This is a genomic window from Collinsella aerofaciens (assembly GCF_028207065.1).
GTDB lineage: Bacteria > Actinomycetota > Coriobacteriia > Coriobacteriales > Coriobacteriaceae > Collinsella > Collinsella aerofaciens_AR.
This window is the reverse complement of sequence record NZ_JAQLFP010000020.1, coordinates 1-15,396: the sequence shown is the minus strand read 5'-3', so window position 1 is coordinate 15,396 and position 15,396 is coordinate 1. Positions and strand designations below refer to the sequence as shown.

At 54.9% G+C, this 15,396-nt stretch carries 12 protein-coding genes and 1 tRNA gene; all 13 read left to right on the top strand.

All coding sequences use genetic code 11. The features are described 5' to 3' along the window. Positions 1-257: 257 nt before the first annotated feature. The 13 genes from PMX72_RS10280 (at position 258) to PMX72_RS06760 (ending at position 14,658) form a co-directional block, all read left to right on the top strand. Positions 258-3,599, top strand: coding sequence for an Ig-like domain-containing protein (locus PMX72_RS10280; RefSeq protein ID WP_334203762.1), 3,342 nt, complete (start codon positions 258-260; stop codon positions 3,597-3,599). A gap of 262 nt (positions 3,600-3,861) precedes the next feature. Then, on the top strand, positions 3,862-4,782 hold the full coding sequence (locus PMX72_RS06815) for a substrate-binding periplasmic protein (RefSeq protein ID WP_271729404.1): 921 nt from the start codon (positions 3,862-3,864) through the stop codon (positions 4,780-4,782). Continuing rightward, positions 4,779-6,044 (top strand): hypothetical protein, encoded by a 1,266-nt coding sequence (locus tag PMX72_RS06810; protein ID WP_271729403.1) that lies wholly within the window; start codon positions 4,779-4,781, stop codon positions 6,042-6,044. The genes PMX72_RS06815 and PMX72_RS06810 overlap by 4 nt, the downstream gene beginning before the upstream one ends. After that, complete coding sequence (locus PMX72_RS06805) at positions 5,965-6,579, top strand: GGDEF domain-containing protein (protein ID WP_271729402.1); 615 nt, start codon at positions 5,965-5,967, stop codon at positions 6,577-6,579. Before PMX72_RS06810 ends, PMX72_RS06805 begins: the two co-directional genes overlap by 80 nt. 113 nt (positions 6,580-6,692) lie before the next feature. Further along, entirely contained in the window at positions 6,693-6,956 is a 264-nt protein-coding gene (locus tag PMX72_RS06800) for a TIGR03905 family TSCPD domain-containing protein (RefSeq protein ID WP_089572560.1), read from the top strand. Then, positions 6,956-8,167, top strand: a complete 1,212-nt coding sequence (locus PMX72_RS06795; protein WP_117786702.1) for a twin-arginine translocation signal domain-containing protein — start codon at positions 6,956-6,958, stop codon at positions 8,165-8,167. The genes PMX72_RS06800 and PMX72_RS06795 overlap by 1 nt, the downstream gene beginning before the upstream one ends. 153 nt (positions 8,168-8,320) lie before the next feature. Beyond that, positions 8,321-9,043 (top strand): response regulator transcription factor, encoded by a 723-nt coding sequence (locus tag PMX72_RS06790; RefSeq protein ID WP_006236208.1) that lies wholly within the window; start codon positions 8,321-8,323, stop codon positions 9,041-9,043. An 11-nt stretch (positions 9,044-9,054) separates the two neighbouring features. Next, positions 9,055-10,620 carry a sensor histidine kinase gene (locus PMX72_RS06785; protein WP_117786700.1) on the top strand — a complete coding sequence of 522 codons (1,566 nt, stop codon included), beginning with the start codon at positions 9,055-9,057 and terminating at the stop codon, positions 10,618-10,620. A 118-nt stretch (positions 10,621-10,738) separates the two neighbouring features. Further along, complete coding sequence (locus PMX72_RS06780; RefSeq protein ID WP_035136481.1) at positions 10,739-11,617, top strand: phosphoribosylaminoimidazolesuccinocarboxamide synthase; 879 nt, start codon at positions 10,739-10,741, stop codon at positions 11,615-11,617. Further along, the gene (locus tag PMX72_RS06775) at positions 11,618-12,193 is read left to right on the top strand and encodes an ABC-2 transporter permease (RefSeq protein WP_271729401.1); all 576 of its coding nucleotides are present in this window, start codon (positions 11,618-11,620) and stop codon (positions 12,191-12,193) included. 89 nt (positions 12,194-12,282) lie between these two features. Next, on the top strand, positions 12,283-13,563 hold the full coding sequence (locus tag PMX72_RS06770) for an aminopeptidase (RefSeq protein WP_117655806.1): 1,281 nt from the start codon (positions 12,283-12,285) through the stop codon (positions 13,561-13,563). A gap of 28 nt (positions 13,564-13,591) precedes the next feature. Then, positions 13,592-13,667 (top strand) — tRNA-Lys (locus tag PMX72_RS06765). 193 nt (positions 13,668-13,860) lie between these two features. Then, complete coding sequence (locus PMX72_RS06760) at positions 13,861-14,658, top strand: TraX family protein (RefSeq protein ID WP_117655807.1); 798 nt, start codon at positions 13,861-13,863, stop codon at positions 14,656-14,658. Positions 14,659-15,396: the final 738 nt, after the last annotated feature.

Sequence of the window (15,396 nt, the reverse complement as noted above, 5' to 3'; positions counted from 1 at the left end):
TTCGGCCTCCGTTGAAGCTCGGCCTTTCAGCCCAAGCCCCGTTGGTAACGCGTTTATCAACGGGGCTTTTGCGTGGGAGCGTCGGGAAAGTCATACTTCAGCGGATGATGGTATATTGCAGAAATGTCGCTTGCCGTTAATTTGCCCCTTCTGGCAAACATTAGCTTGCAAGTGCTCGTTGGGGGGGGGTATCCTTAAGCCAATTTTAAGGTGTGGGAGAATGCTGCGTTTTTTCACGAGAGATTGGACTTAGGGGAATGAGAAAAGGGTTTTGGAGGATAGCCGCAGGCATCTGCGTTGCTTTAACGGCGGCAACGTTTGGGCTGACGGTGGCCGCCCCGCATGCGGATGCTGTCATGCTGGAGTCGCAGGATGGTTCCATGGGTGCATCGTTTCTCCCATACGATTCGTCTACAGGCGATGTGTGGTCAGAATTTGATGTCGCTGTTGGACAGACGGTGAAAGGAAGGCTTTCCTTTTTTAATAAAAATCACGAATGGGCGCCCATTGACCCCAGTGATATCGATATCACATCGTCTGATGAGGATATCGCTAAAGTGAGCTATAAATCACGTGATTGGGTGTTGACAATTAGTCCCACCAAAGTCGGCACAACGACTATAACCATGAAGAGCAGGGCTGACGAGAGTTTAAACGGTTCTCTTAAGATTAAGAGCGTGGCTAATGTCAATCCAATTAAGGTGAGTTTCGTATCCTATGACCAATCCGGTGCGACGACAACGACTGCAACGCTGGGTTACACGGATGATTGTCCGCAAAAATGCGGGAACACGCACTATGCATTGCTAGAGGGGACAGTTTACGTTCGCCCCAAGGACGAGACCCGTGCGGCTACATATTTTGAAATAAAGGAAGATCCCTCAAAGGATTCCAAAGTTCAGGCAAGGGTGAATTCGAATTATTATTCATATGGAACTTCTGAGCTAAGCGCTTCTTTGCAACTCGAGGCGTTGGCGAAAGATGCAAAAGAGGCCAAGGTTCTTGTCGACTATTGCAACGGCGAGACCGAGATGAAGAAGCTATGTGATGTTGTAACCGAGAATCAGGAGCCTGGATTCAATGAGCGTGGGAACAAAAAACAAAAGATGCTGGTTGGGGACAGCTCTTATCTGTCTGCCATTCTCAACGTTTCCCCAAATGAAGCACTGAAGGCATGCCAGCGTGCACATTGGGATTCGCTCGTTAGCTCTGTAACCTATTCTCTAGAAAGCAGCGATGTTGTTGAGCTTATCGATGGTGAAAACTCGTTTAAGGCAATAAAGCCTGGCACCGTTAAGGCTCATGCTCGTGATGGCCTTGGCAATGACCATCCCTTTGAGATAGAGGTTGTCGACCCTGCGGAAGTGAGCCTTTCGAAGGCTAAGTTTGTGTCGAGCGATTATACATTTCCCTGTGAGGTCAGTTCAGATAGTATATCCAAAGATTGGCTTTGGCTGGAATGTGACAGGGGGTTTGAATATCCAAAGGGCGTGCTGAGCAAAAGCGCTGAGGAATTGATGGACTCCTATGCCGGTGCAAAGTATTCTTTCACTTCAGATAATCCCGATGTCCTCGAGGTAAAAGGACCGATGTTTAATGGTGGCAGTTACTTGGGGTATTTAGTGCCTCATAGTTACGGCGATGCAACGGTTTCAATGTACTTGGGTGGTCGTCTCTGTGACACGATGACCGTTCATGTCGTTAAGCCTGGCGAGGAACCTGCAAAAACTACGGTCTCCATTGCGGATGGTTACTCAACATCTATGGACAAGGGCACGACTCAGCAGTTGAAGGCAAAGGTTTCCCCTGACGATAAAGCCAGTAAGGTTGTCTGGTCCTCTTCTAACGAGAGCGTCCTTACCGTCGATGGCAACGGTCTTGTTACTGCTGTCGGTGACGGTAATGCTACTATCACGGCAACGGTTGATGGAGTCTCTGCAACCACGGATGCAATTACGGTAACCACTCCGGTCGTAAAGGTCTCGAGCGTCAGTCTCAGCGCGTCGAATCTTAAGCTTGCTGTGGGCGGTGAGCCCTCGACGTTGACCGCAACGGTTGAGCCCAACAATGCAACGAATAAGAATGTGTCCTGGTCTTCGAGCGACCCGGAGGTCGCCACGGTTGCGGACGGCGTCGTGACCCCGGTCAAGGCCGGTGCTGCCACGATCACCGTTACCACTGAGGACGGCGAATATAGTGCCACGTGCAAGGTGACGGTTATTCAACCTGCAACGGGTATCACGCTCGATAAGCAGAAGGTCACGCTTGTGGGCGCTGCAACCGAGCAGCTTAAGGCAACGGTCGTTCCCGCGGAGGCTGACCAGACGGTTGTCTGGAAGTCCAGTAACGAGAGCGTCGCTACGGTCGATCAAACCGGCAAAGTGACGTCTGTTTCCAAGGGCGCCGCAACCATCACTGCTTCGACCGAAGATGGCACCTATTCTCAGGATTGCGCGGTGACCGTCTCTAATCCCGCAACGAGTCTTACAGTCGATCAGTCCTCCCTCAACCTTGCGAAGGGTGAAGAAGGTACTGTAAAAGCCTCTCTTGCCGGAGCCCTGGCAGGTGAGGTCGACGAGACCAAGCTCGCTCTGGATGACACGGGCGCTTCGAAGGCGTTTAAGGTCGTCGACAACGGCGATGGCTCCTACACCGTTGTCGCCCTCAAGACCGGTTCTGGTTCATTTGTCATCACTGCAGGGTCGCTCTCCCAGACCGTTTCGGTGAGCGTGACCAATCCCGCCCAGAAGGTTGAGCTCAACAAGACGAACCTTTCCTTTACCGTAGGCGACGCCTCCGCAAAGCTCTCCGCAACGGTGACTCCTGCAGATGCAGACGATACAACGGTGAGCTGGACCTCCAGCGACTCGTCGATCGCTACGGTCAAAGACGGCGTCGTGACGCCGCTTAAGGCCGGTACCGCCACGATCACCGCTACCTGTGGTGACAAAACAATGACCTGTACCGTTACTGTGGCGGCGAGGACTATTGCGGGCGTTGCAGGTAGCGACGGAACGGACGTTAGCGTAAGCGCCGAGAACAATGCCGCTGCCGGCATTGCCCAGAACAACAGCATCTCTCTTGTGGTCGAGGAACCGACAAATCTTACCGACGCCGCCAATGCTACAATTTCCGGCCTTGAGCAGGGGAGTACCAAGGTTGCCGATAAGCTCGATATCAAGCTTCTCAAGGACGGCGAGGTTATCGAGGACTACGAAGGCATGTCCTTCATCGTCCGTGTCAAGATGACTGCTGCCATGAAGGCGCTCACCAATCTCAAGGTGCTTTACGTTGCCGAGGATGGTTCCACTCAGACTATGGATACGTGGACCGAGGGCGACTACCTCTGCTTCCGCACGAGCCACTTCTCGACGTACGTGGTGACGGGCGAGGAGGCCAAGGGGGAGCCGACTCAGCCCGCGACGCCGTCCCAGCCCGGTCAGCAGACGACGACCAAGGTAACCAAAAAGTCTGCTAAGACTACTAAGGGTACGCTCGCCAACACGGGCGACCAGGCCCTTGCTGTCGCCTTTATTATGGCCGTTGCCGGCGCTTCGCTGATTGCCTTCGCGCTTATGCGCAAACGTCTCGAGCGCTAGGGCGCCCCTCTCGTTTAAGCGCGACCTTTCAGTCCAAGCCCCGTTGGTAACTCGTTTTACCTACGGGGCTTTTACGTTAAAGACTTCAGCCCGTGTGTCGCGTGCAGTGCGGCGCGTCGGAAACCGCCAGATACGCGGTCGGCGCCAACGGCCTGAACGAGGCAGCGGTCGGGGGTGCATTCGGGAGCAGCTGAGCTTCGAGTAGGGTTGACCTAATTCGACCGCCTGCGGATGCATTTCAACCATTGGCGCCTTGCCCGTCTTGGGCAAGGCGCTTTTTTCGCTGTTGCACTGGCCCCCTGGTAATAAAATGAACCTTATCTGCTGTTTCGATGAAAAGAGCCGTGTGTCCAGACGTATCAAACGAGGCGCCATCGTCTCGTCCGTGCTCATACTCCTTGTTGCCGTTTGTGCGGTCGCCCTGACGTATACCGTTCGAAGCAGTTCTACCTCACCGAGCGAAGCCGATAAAGATCTCCCGGTGCTCAAAATCGGCGTTACGGATAACGATCCCTATGTGTATGTCGATACCACAGGCGACTACGCTGGTATTGATATCGATATCGCCCGCGAGGCCTGCAAACGTGCGGGAATCAAACCGCAGTTCATTGACATATCTTGGAATGATCGTGACCGCCTGCTCAAAAACGGCGATATCGATTGTCTGTGGTGCGACTACTCGCCCTGTTATCGCGAAGACGAGTATTACTGGACTGAGCCGTATCTAACCATAACGGTTTCGGTTGCCACCAAGAAAACGAGTGGTATCAAGTCCTTGGCGTATCTCGATGGCAGCAAGACTGTTGCGGTGATTGCCGGTTCGGTGAGTGAACGCCGATTGCTTGCCGGGGACCTAGGGATCTCGCCGGATGTGCACATCAAATCATATGGCTCTGCCGAACTCTGCAAAGCTGCCCTGGTCAAAGGTTATGTTGACTGTTGGATGGCGGACGTCCAATCGCTCGACCGGCTCGTCGCGCAGTGTCCCGGTGTTTATCGTGTGTTTGCCGACAACGTTATGACGGTTGACCTTGGCGTCGCGTTTAAGGACGGCTATGAGGGGGAGTACGTCAAAAACCTCGATACCGTGCTGTTCGAGATGGATCGAGATGGCACGATTGAGCGCATTGTGGGCAAGTACAAGGCAAGGGCGACGACGGACGGGCAAGGAGCGGAATCATGACAAATGATGAGCGCCGCTTGCGCCGAAAGGCATTAGTCACCGCGGCTATCTGCGTTGTGGCCAGCGCTGTTTTGTTGGGTCTGCTGTATGTGGTCGGTACGCATCGCTGTCTCAATAAAACGCTTGGGTTTGGCCAGGAAACCATGGTGTTTTTAAAAAACGCCTGCGAAAAATATGACCGATATGAACAGGGAAGAAAAACCGAGGCGACGCACAATTTGGATGCCGCGCTCGAGTCGTTTTCGACGTTCTTGCCGCCTGATCGCGTTGAAGTCAACGATGATCGTGTCGAGGAGTACGTCCATTCCGAGCACCTTTTGGGAATGTTGGTCATGGACGCCGACGGCCATATGACCGCTCATTACGATATCGACGGTCGCGATCCGCTGATGCTGTGGCGAGAGGAGCTTGCCTGTTCGTCGGTCGCATCGATGTATCGAGGCTCCAAGGTGTCCTACTCGACGGTCGTTGAGCGTCGAGATGTCGACTTTGCCGTGAGTGTTGTTCCGTACGGTGATGGCGTAGCGCTGGGGTATCGATCGCTTGCGCCCGAGCCCGCCGATGATTATTCGTATACGATCGCCGACGTGCTCGTGAACAACACATTCCATCAGAGCCCAACCGTGTTCGTGATGCGCGATGCGCAAATCGTTTCTTCAAACGATTCGACCGTCGATATAGCTCTCGCCCGGCTTCTTGCCGATAGCGGAATTGATTGGAAAGACGAAGGTCTAACACGTGTCGAATATCGGGGAAGTACCTGGTATGCCGTGCGTGCGGCGTATGAGGACTATCGCCTGTTTGCGCTCTATCCCAAATCTGAGGTCATGTCGGGCAGGATTTCATTTATCGCTGTCGGCGTGCTGGCGTTCCTAGTGTTTTTGGTTGTAGTGCTGTTGGTGCGTATCGTCGCCGATCGTCGCAATTTGGCCGAAAAGGACAAGCAGCTCGGCATCATCAATGCCATCAGTTCCACGTATGAGTCGACCCTCCTGTTGCATCTCGACACGCTCGAGATCGAGGGGATTAACATGTCGCCATCGGTGGCGAAGATATTTGCCGAGCACGCCGAGGCATATGATTTTTTTTGCAACGGTTTGCCGAGACATTGTGAGTCCCGAAAGTCGCGAGGCGGTCATGGAGCTCTTAGATATAAAGACGCTTCAGGATCGTATGGAGGGCATGCCGTACTTGGATGCCGAGGTACGAGACTGCCGAGGTACGTGGTATTCGCTGCAGGTTGTTCCACAGCGCCGCGATGAGCAGGGTCGACTGGAGTCGGTCGTCGTGGCGACGCATAACATCTCGATGACAAAGCGCGCCGAGGAGCTTTCTTTCCAGGATAAGCTGACGGGACTTCGCAATAGAAATTACCTTGAGTCCCTTGGCGACGACCTGGTGAACGATTCCCTGCCCGTGAGTGTGATCATGATGGACTGCAATTTCCTCAAGCGTACCAACGATCTCTACGGTCACGAAATGGGCGATGAGCTGCTACGGCGTACGGCGTCTGTATTGAGGCGAACGGCAGGCGAGAAGTTTGTGCCTATGCGCATTGGTGGCGACGAGTTCTTGCTGATTTGCCCTCGCACCGATCGCGAATCCGCATGTGAAGTAGTGCAAGATCTTCGCCTCAGCCTTGCTGCTGCGAGCGATGAGGTGCTGACAGTCAGTGCGTCGTTTGGCGTCGCGACGGCAGAGACACCCGGATGTTCGCTGACCGAGATGTACCACATCGCTGACCACAACATGTATCAAGAGAAACGAAAAGTCCACGCTCGGGAAGCAGATTGCTAGTATTGCTGCCGCCGGTTTGCGCACTGGGGAATGTTGAATCGGTGCCCGCGATACTTTATCGGTTCGGACGGGGATAATAGACGTCTGAAATTGCTTTACGAGAGGGGATCTCAATGATTAGTTTTGACTACAAGCCGCAGGGTGTATGCTCTCGCAATATTCACCTCAATCTCTCTGACGATGGCAGCAAGGTGCTGGGCGTTGAGTTTACCGGAGGCTGTGACGGCAATCTCAAGGCAATCTCCAAGTTAGTCGAGGGTGCTCCTGCCGATCGCGTAATCGAGGTTCTCGCCGGTAATACCTGCGGTATGAAAAAGACCTCTTGCGCCGATCAGCTTACGCGCGCTATCGAGGCCGCTCGCGCCGAGATCGCCTAATGGGTATCGCCGACCACATCAAGAATGGAATATCGCGCCGTGGCTTTGTGCTCGGCGGTGCTGCCGCGGGCGCTGCCACGGTGCTTGCCGGTTGCTCGAAAAAAACGGGCACCAGCGACGATGCCGCCGGCGAGCCGCAGGTTATCAAGGACGATTCGAAGATTGTCTCGATCACTGATGAGTACGAAGCTGTTGATATCGATCTTGAGCCGGCGGCGTCGTGGACGCTGCCGCTGGGCACGCTGCTGTACTACTGCGATGGCGACTACGCCGCCGCGATGATGGCGCCTGCTTCTGCTCTGCATGCCAATACGCTTGGTGTGCTCAACCTGGGCGATGGCTCGCTTACCACATTAATCGAGGATCCTATCGAGGGCACGGGATATGCTTTTTACGATGTCCGTGCCGGCGATGGCGTGTTTGCGTGGGTTGAGATGAACTTTGCCAATTCATCGTGGAAGCTCTACGCTCAAAATCTGTCGGGCGCTTCGCTCTCTGGCGACGTGGCTGAGCTCGATCGAGGTGGCAAGGACTATGATCCGCCCCTGTTTACGGCGTTCGGGTCATCGGTCATCTGGTATAAAATGCCTTCGGCAGGCGGCAATAAAACGAGTAGTGATTCGTTTTGCTATCGTCGCTCGCTTGATGAATCCAAGGCCGAGGTAATTTGGAAATCGATGGGCCGCTTTGCATCGGCCCCGCGCGCGAGCGACGGCATTTTGACCATCTCGCCGCGTGTCCGCAACGACGAAGGCGTCTACTATGGCATAACGGCAATCGATCTGACCGATGGCAACAACACCAAACGTGCCCAGCTAGTCCTTCCCTCGTCAGTCTCGCCTTTCGAGGCCGTATATATGGGCGATACCTTCGTGTTTTCTATCGAGGCGACCTATAGTGACGTGGGCAGCCTGGGCAACATGGGCACGTATATCGGTAATGAGGGAGGGCCATACCTCTTTCTGTCCCGCGAGCCGCTCGCATGTGCTGCCGGCAAGAAGAATAAATATCTCGTTAAGGTACAGGCATCGCATTTTCTCATCGACACCTCTGCCAAGACCTATGGCTCGCTGTTGTCGCCCGACCGCGCTTTGGAATATGGCGATTATCCAGCTACGGCGGGAAAATCGGACTCATTCCTTACGTACGCCACGGTGCGCAACAGCCAGGGTATACCCGAGACGGTCACCGCACGCCTATTCTCTCTTTAAGCTTAGAGGGGTTAAAAAGGCGCCAACAGGGGAATAAACGCGTTGTAATTGTGAGTACCGCCCGCCGAGCTGCCGCGTCATAGTGGCATCCGGCGGGCTCAGGTGCGTTAAAATGGGCTTGTTCTTAGCTGATTGAGACAGGGGGGCCGTGTTATGGCTTCAGATGCAAAAAAGATTCTGCTGGTCGAGGATGAGAAGGCAATCCGTGACGCCGTCGCTGCCTATCTCGAGCGCGAAGGCTACTGGGTTGTGGGTGTCGGCGACGGCCAGTCCGCGATCGAGGAGTTCGAGAAGCATCAGTTTGACCTGGTCGTGCTCGACCTTATGCTCCCCAAGATCCCCGGCGAGCGCGTTTGCCGCACCATTCGCGATACCTCGGATGTCCCCATCATCATGCTGACTGCCAAGGGCGAGATCGAGGACCGTATTATCGGTCTTGAGCTCGGCGCCGACGACTATCTGATTAAGCCGTTCTCGCCGCGCGAGCTTGTCGCGCGCGTACGCGCCTTGTTCCGCCGTGCCCATCAGGCCGACGAGCCAGCCGTCGAGGTACTCGACTTCGGCGATCTGGTCATCGATATCTCGGGCCACAAGATTTTGGTCGAGGGCAAGGAAGTCGACCTGACGGCTTCCGAGTTTAAGCTGCTCACCACGCTTGCCCGTCACCCCGGTCGCGTCTACAACCGCATGGAGCTGGTCGAGAAGGTGCTCGGCTACGACTTTGAGGGCTATGAGCGCACCATCGATAGCCACGTGAAGAACCTTCGCGCCAAGCTGGGCGATGATCCCAAGAAGCCCAAGTGGCTCTACACCGTCCACGGTGTCGGCTATCGCTTCGAGGCTCCGGCCAAGACCGATAAGTCGGACGAGAAATAGGGAAATCACATATGACACCTGCGCGCTTTGAAATCGGACAAAAGCACAAGCAGGAGAGCGAGGCGGGTTCCAAGGCTAGTTGGAACACGCCTCGTTCCGATTCACGGCCAACGATGAGCTATCCCTCGCGCATGGCACTTGCTTTTGCTCTGACATCGCTCATGACGGTATTGGTGCTGGTGGGCGTGGTCTCTGTTGTGTGGGGCACGGTCTTTTCGGATTACACGCGCTCCAATATCGTCGAGATCGCCAATTCAGCTGCCGAAAAGCTTGCGACGTCGTATGAGGAAAACGGCAACTGGACTGCGGGCGAGCTGCGCACGGTCGCGACATCGAGTTTGGTATCCGACGACCTGAGTATGCAGGTCGTCAACAAGAAGGGCGTTGTCGTCTATGACGACTCATGGCCTTCGGCAAGCGCGACCGCCGATGTGCGCGAGAGCGAATCGGCGTCGAGCAGCTCGAGCGGTAAAAAAGCATCGCATAGCCCGGTCTCGTCGGCTCCCACCGACTCCGATAGCGTTGCCAACGTCGAAATCATAACGTCTTCGGGCGAGCATGTCGGACAGGTAAAGCTATGGGCCATCGGCTCCGATGCCTTGCTCACCAAGGCGGATTCTGCATTTAGGGAGAAGACCTTTAACGCCATGGCCCTCGCCGCGGTTGTTGCAATCTGCATTTCGGTCGTTATCGGATCGCTCGTGTCGCGCATGCTCACCAAGCCGATTCATCGTATTACGAGCACGGCCAAGCAAATTCGCGATGGCGATCTGTCCGCTCGTACTGGTTTGCGCGGTGATGACGAGATTGATCAGCTGGGTGAGACCTTCGATGAGATGGCCACTTCGCTCGAGAAGGATATGAAACACGAGAAGCGCCTGACCTCAGACGTGGCTCACGAACTTCGTACTCCGCTTATGGCCATGCTCGCGACAGTCGAAGCCATGCAGGATGGGGTGTATCCCACCGACGACGAGCATCTGGAAACCGTTGCATCCGAGACACGTCGCCTGGCCCGTCTGGTGCAGCAGATGCTCGATCTATCGCGCATGGAAAACAGCACAGCGCCGCTCAACCTTGAGCCGGTGGACATGGTTCCCTTCGTGCGTTCCATCGTCAACGCTCAGGAGCGCCTGTTTGTTGACCGCGATCTGCGCTTGCGCTTTGCTGACGAGACCCAAGGTCACGACGATGTCGTCGAAGCCGATCCCGACATGATCACACAATGCGTCATCAATCTCATGAGCAACGCCATGCGCTATACCCCCGAGGGCGGTTGGGTCGTGGTGTCGGTGCTCAGTGACCGCAAACACGTCAGCGTCGCCGTTTCTGATACCGGCATCGGTATTGCCAAGGATGACTTGTCGCGCATCTTCGGCCGTTTTTGGCGCGCCGATGCCAGCCGTGCCCGTGAGGCGGGCGGTCTGGGCGTGGGCCTCGCCGTGACTAAACAGATCGTCGAGCGACATCATGGCTACATTTCCGTGGAGTCGGAGCTTGGAAAGGGTACGACTTTTACGATTCATCTGCCTCGCGAGCACACGGCGGACGCGGCATCTACTACAATGGAGCACTAGCTTTTCGCTATTCGGTGAAGGAGGGGTTTCATCCCTGCCGCTCCGAGTTTGCGAAAACGTGCGGGAAAGAACCCGCATTACTGTCGTATTTTGGTAAGGAGTGACTCACGTGACAACGATGGAGCGTCGTCCGGATTCCCGTGGCAAGGTTCGTGATATCTACGATGCCGGTGAAAACCTGCTGATGGTCGCCACCGACCGCATTTCTGCGTTCGACTTCATTCTTCCCGACGAGATTCCGTTTAAGGGAGAGGTGCTCAATCGCATCTCGGCATTCTGGTTTGATAAGTTTGCCGACATCGTCCCCAACCATCTCGTTTCCATCGACCCGGCGGATTTCCCCGAGGAGTTTGCTGAGTATCGTGACTACCTCGCTGGCCGCGCCATGCTGGTTAAAAAGGCCCAAACGATTCCTATCGAGTGCATCGTCCGCGGCTATCTGACCGGTTCGGGCAAGAAGACCTACGACGAGAACGGCACCGTCTGCGGCATCCAGCTGCCTGAGGGCCTGACCGAGGCTTCCAAGCTTCCCGAGCCGCTGTTCACGCCGTCCACGAAGGCCGAGATTGGTGACCACGACGAGAACATCTCGTTCGAGCGTTGCTGCGAGATCGTGGGCGAGGATATCGCCACGCAGATTCGTGACCTTTCCCTCAAGATCTACAAGGCTGCCGCCGAGTATGCAGCGACCCGTGGCATCATCATTGCCGACACCAAGTTCGAGTTTGGTGTCATCGATGGCAAGGTCACGCTGATCGACGAGTGCCTCACGCCCGATTCCAGCCGTTTCTGGCCTGCTGCCAGCTACGAGGAGGGCAAGATCCAGCCCAGTTACGACAAACAATTCGTCCGCAATTGGCTCAAGGCCAACTGGGATATGACGGGGGAGACCCCGCACCTGCCCGCCGAGGTCATCGATGGCACGTCCGAGCGCTATCGCGAGGCCTTCCAGATCATCACGGGCTCCCAGTTCACAAGCATGAAGGAGAACGCATAAGTGAGTACCCGTAGCGCCACGAACAAGCGCACGCAATCCCACGAGGTTACCGGGGTTGCGCGCAAGTCCGCCGCATCTGCTAAGCCTGCCCGTCAGGCAGCGAGCTCTGTCCGCGTCGTGCCGGCTTCGTCTAAGGCACGCCGCAAAGAGCTCGAGAAGGGCGAGAACCTCGAGGGCCTCTCTAAAGAGGAGAAGCGCGCCCGCAAGGCTAAGCAGCGCGCCAAGGAGGACCGCATCTACACGGTGTCGAATATCCTTCTCAAGCAGGATGAGGACTACACCAAGCGCCGTCGTATCTGGTGGGCCGTGCTTACTATCGGCATGGTACTCGTCGTGGCAATTTGGGCTTCGTTCTACTTCGCTCCCGCTGGCATGGTGTCCAGCCCTGTCCAGATGGTCGGCATCGTTTTGTCCTACGTCGTCATTTTGGGTGACTTTATTTACGACTTCGTTCGTATTCGTCCCCTGCGCAACATGTACCGCACGCAGGCCGAGGGCATGTCCGAGAACAAGCTCAACGCTCTTATCGAGCGCGCAGCTGCCGAGGAGGACAAAAAGGACTCCAAGAAGAAGTAGCGTTTGCATGCATACTTATCGCTAAGATATAAGGCGTGTCGTTTTTGCGGCGCGCCTTATTATTGTCCTATAGATAGATGGAGTGGCACATGATTCGAGCTGCCCTGACGGTCGAAGAAGCTCTGGAGGGCATGAAGGCCCTGGAGCCCAAGATTAAAAACTATGCGCGCCTGGTTGTCCGCAAAGGCGTAAACGTCAAGCCCGGCCAGGAGGTTGTCGTTCAGTCTCCGGTCGAGTGCGCGCCTTTTGCCCGCGTGGTGGTCGCGGAGGCTTATGCCGCCGGCGCTGGCCACGTGACGGTCATTTGGGCCGATGATGCCGTGACGAGGCTCACGTACGAGCATGTCGATAAAAGCTATTTTGAGCAGACGCCCGAGTGGAAGCGCCTGCAGTTGGATTCCCTGGCCCAGGATGGCGCCTGCTTTATCTTTATTGAGGGTGCGGATCCTGCAGCCCTCAAGGGCATCGATCCAGCCAAGCCGGCCGCGGCATCCAAGGCGAGGAATACGCAGTGCAAAGTTTTCCGCCGTGGACTGGATTACAACATCAATCCGTGGTGCATCGCCGGCGCTCCGGTCGTGGCTTGGGCGCACGAGGTGTTCCCGGGAGACGCCGATGAGGTTGCAATCTATAAGCTATGGAATGCGATTCTGCACACCGCTCGTGCCGATGGCCAGGACCCGGAGAGCGACTGGGAGCTTCATGACGCGGCGTTCGAAAAGAACCTGCGTTTCCTGAACGACAATCGTTTTGACCGCCTGCATTACACCGCGGAAAATGGAACCGATCTGACGATTGGCATGACGAAGGGTCACGAGTGGGCCGGCGGCAAGGGCAAGACGCCCGATGGACACCCCTTCTTCCCCAACATTCCCACCGAGGAAGTCTTCACCTCGCCTGATCGTATGCGCGCCGACGGTATCGTGTACTCGGCCATGCCGCTCATTCACCACGGTAACAAGGTCGACGATTTTTGGATTAAGTTCGAGGCCGGCCGCGTGGCGGACTACGATGCCCGCGTGGGCAAGGCGACGCTTGCGAGCATCATTGACACCGATGAAGGTGCCGCTCATCTGGGTGAGGTCGCGCTTATCTCCAAGAACACGCCGATCCGTGAAAGTGGCGTTTTGTTCTATGACACGCTCTATGATGAGAACGCCAGCTGCCATCTCGCGCTAGGTGTCGGTTTCCCCGAATGTATCGAGGGTGGGTATGACATGTCCAAGGAAGAGCTCCTGGAGCATGGCGTTAACGTCTCGAGCACGCACGTCGATTTTATGATTGGCACGGACGACATCGATATTACGGGCATTACGCCTGATGGACGTGAAGTTGTGATTTTCCAGAACGGCCAATGGAGTTGGGAATAGTCCCAGACCGTGGTACAATGCCACCCGCGGGCCGTTAGCTCAGCTGGCAGAGCAGGGGACTTTTAATCCCAAGGTCCAGGGTTCGAACCCCTGACGGCCCACCATAGAATGGAAAAGCGACTGGCGGATGCCGGCCGCTTTTTTGTTGCCGCGACGCGGGTTCGAACCCGAAAGGGCGCGGAGCTGAGTAAACGCGTGAGCGTTTGCCAGCGCAGCGCGCAAGGCGCGAAGCGCCGCAGCGGCCGCCTGCGGAGCAGGCTGAACCCCTGACGGCCCACCCAAAGTAAGGAATACGAAATGAAAACAAATAGATACGGAATTAGCGGCAGCACATTAAAGATAATAGCAGCCATTTCGATGGTTCTCGATCATGTAAGCAGGATCGTCCTGACCAATGGAATCATGACTCACGCATCGTACAGTCAGATATCAGACGAACAGTGGGCGATTCTAAGCGAGGCTTCGGATGTGCTTCATGTTCTTGGCAGAATTGCATTTCCCTTATTTTGCTTTTTGATAGTTGAGGGATTTTTGCATACTCATGACTTAAAGAAGTACCTGCGAAATATGCTTGTCTTCGCAATCATTGCGGAGCCCATATACGATTTCGTCCAAACCGGGCAACTATTTGACCTTCGGCAACAAAATGTTATGTGTGAGCTCCTGCTTTCCTTGGTCTTTTTGATTGTTCTGGAAAAGATACAAAGTCTTTCAAAACGGAAAAGATACATCGCAGAAACTGCTCTGATTGTTTTGACAGCACTGGCAGCTGAATACACTAAACTAGATGGCGGTGTGTATGGCATTATGCTTGTGGCTGCATTCTATTTATTCCACGACAGCAAGGCCAAGATGTTCTTTGCTGCAGTATGTGCAGTGCTCCTTTCGTCATGCCATATAGTTGGCGGCGGATTTGAGTTTGCTACAGCTAATGTATTTAATCCTGATGTTGCTGCCGCGGTCGTTTCGTTGCTGCTTATCAATCTTTATAATGGTAAGCGAGGGCTGAAGCTCAAATATTTCTTCTACATTTTCTATCCGGCACATCTTGCTCTGCTTTATGGTGTCTCACTTATTGTTTTGAACTGTCTTTAAAAACTCTCAAACAAGTCTCTGAAAACGGAAACAAACTGACTCTAAGACTGCTTGTGAATTTCCGGAAGACCTGAGAGATGCGAGGATAGGCAACGAGGGCTGCAGAGAGATGCTTCTCAGTTCTCTGGCGGATCGCACGTATCTGTATGAGGATCACTTCCACACACTCATTAATAACAGTGATAAACACGGCAGATCCTCAAAACATGAGGCTGTGGAGGTCGAACGATGCCTCGAAAGCATGAATGGCAGCGAGAAAATGAGTTCGGAAGCGCCCTCTGGATGATCCAGCATAGAATAGAAAGCGATCGGCTCCGGCTGGTCGCTTTTTTGTTGCCGGTGCACGGGTTCGAACCCGAACTTCTCTATATATAAGAACGCTTGGCGAACAAAACCTGCCTTTTACCGACGGGAAACAAATAGCTCATGCTTTTGGAGTAAAGTGGCGCTCCAGAGATGACCGATGCCTTAACACCTATAAACCAGCTGGTCATCGCCAATATCAGAAGCTGCTGCTTCGAATGCGGCCTCAGTGAAGCAACTGAGGGTTCTATTCATTTGTGAACAAAATATGGAGTGCGCGATTCCCGCCCCCGGCGCCCCTCCGGTCTGGCAATATATCTCCTTGCCGCGCGGCCCGGTCGGACCGGATGAGCCGCGGGGCGTGCACCTTGAGAACCGGATACTGCGAGGATGGACACATTCAGTGTCGCATCCGGGCAGACATCGAACCATTTG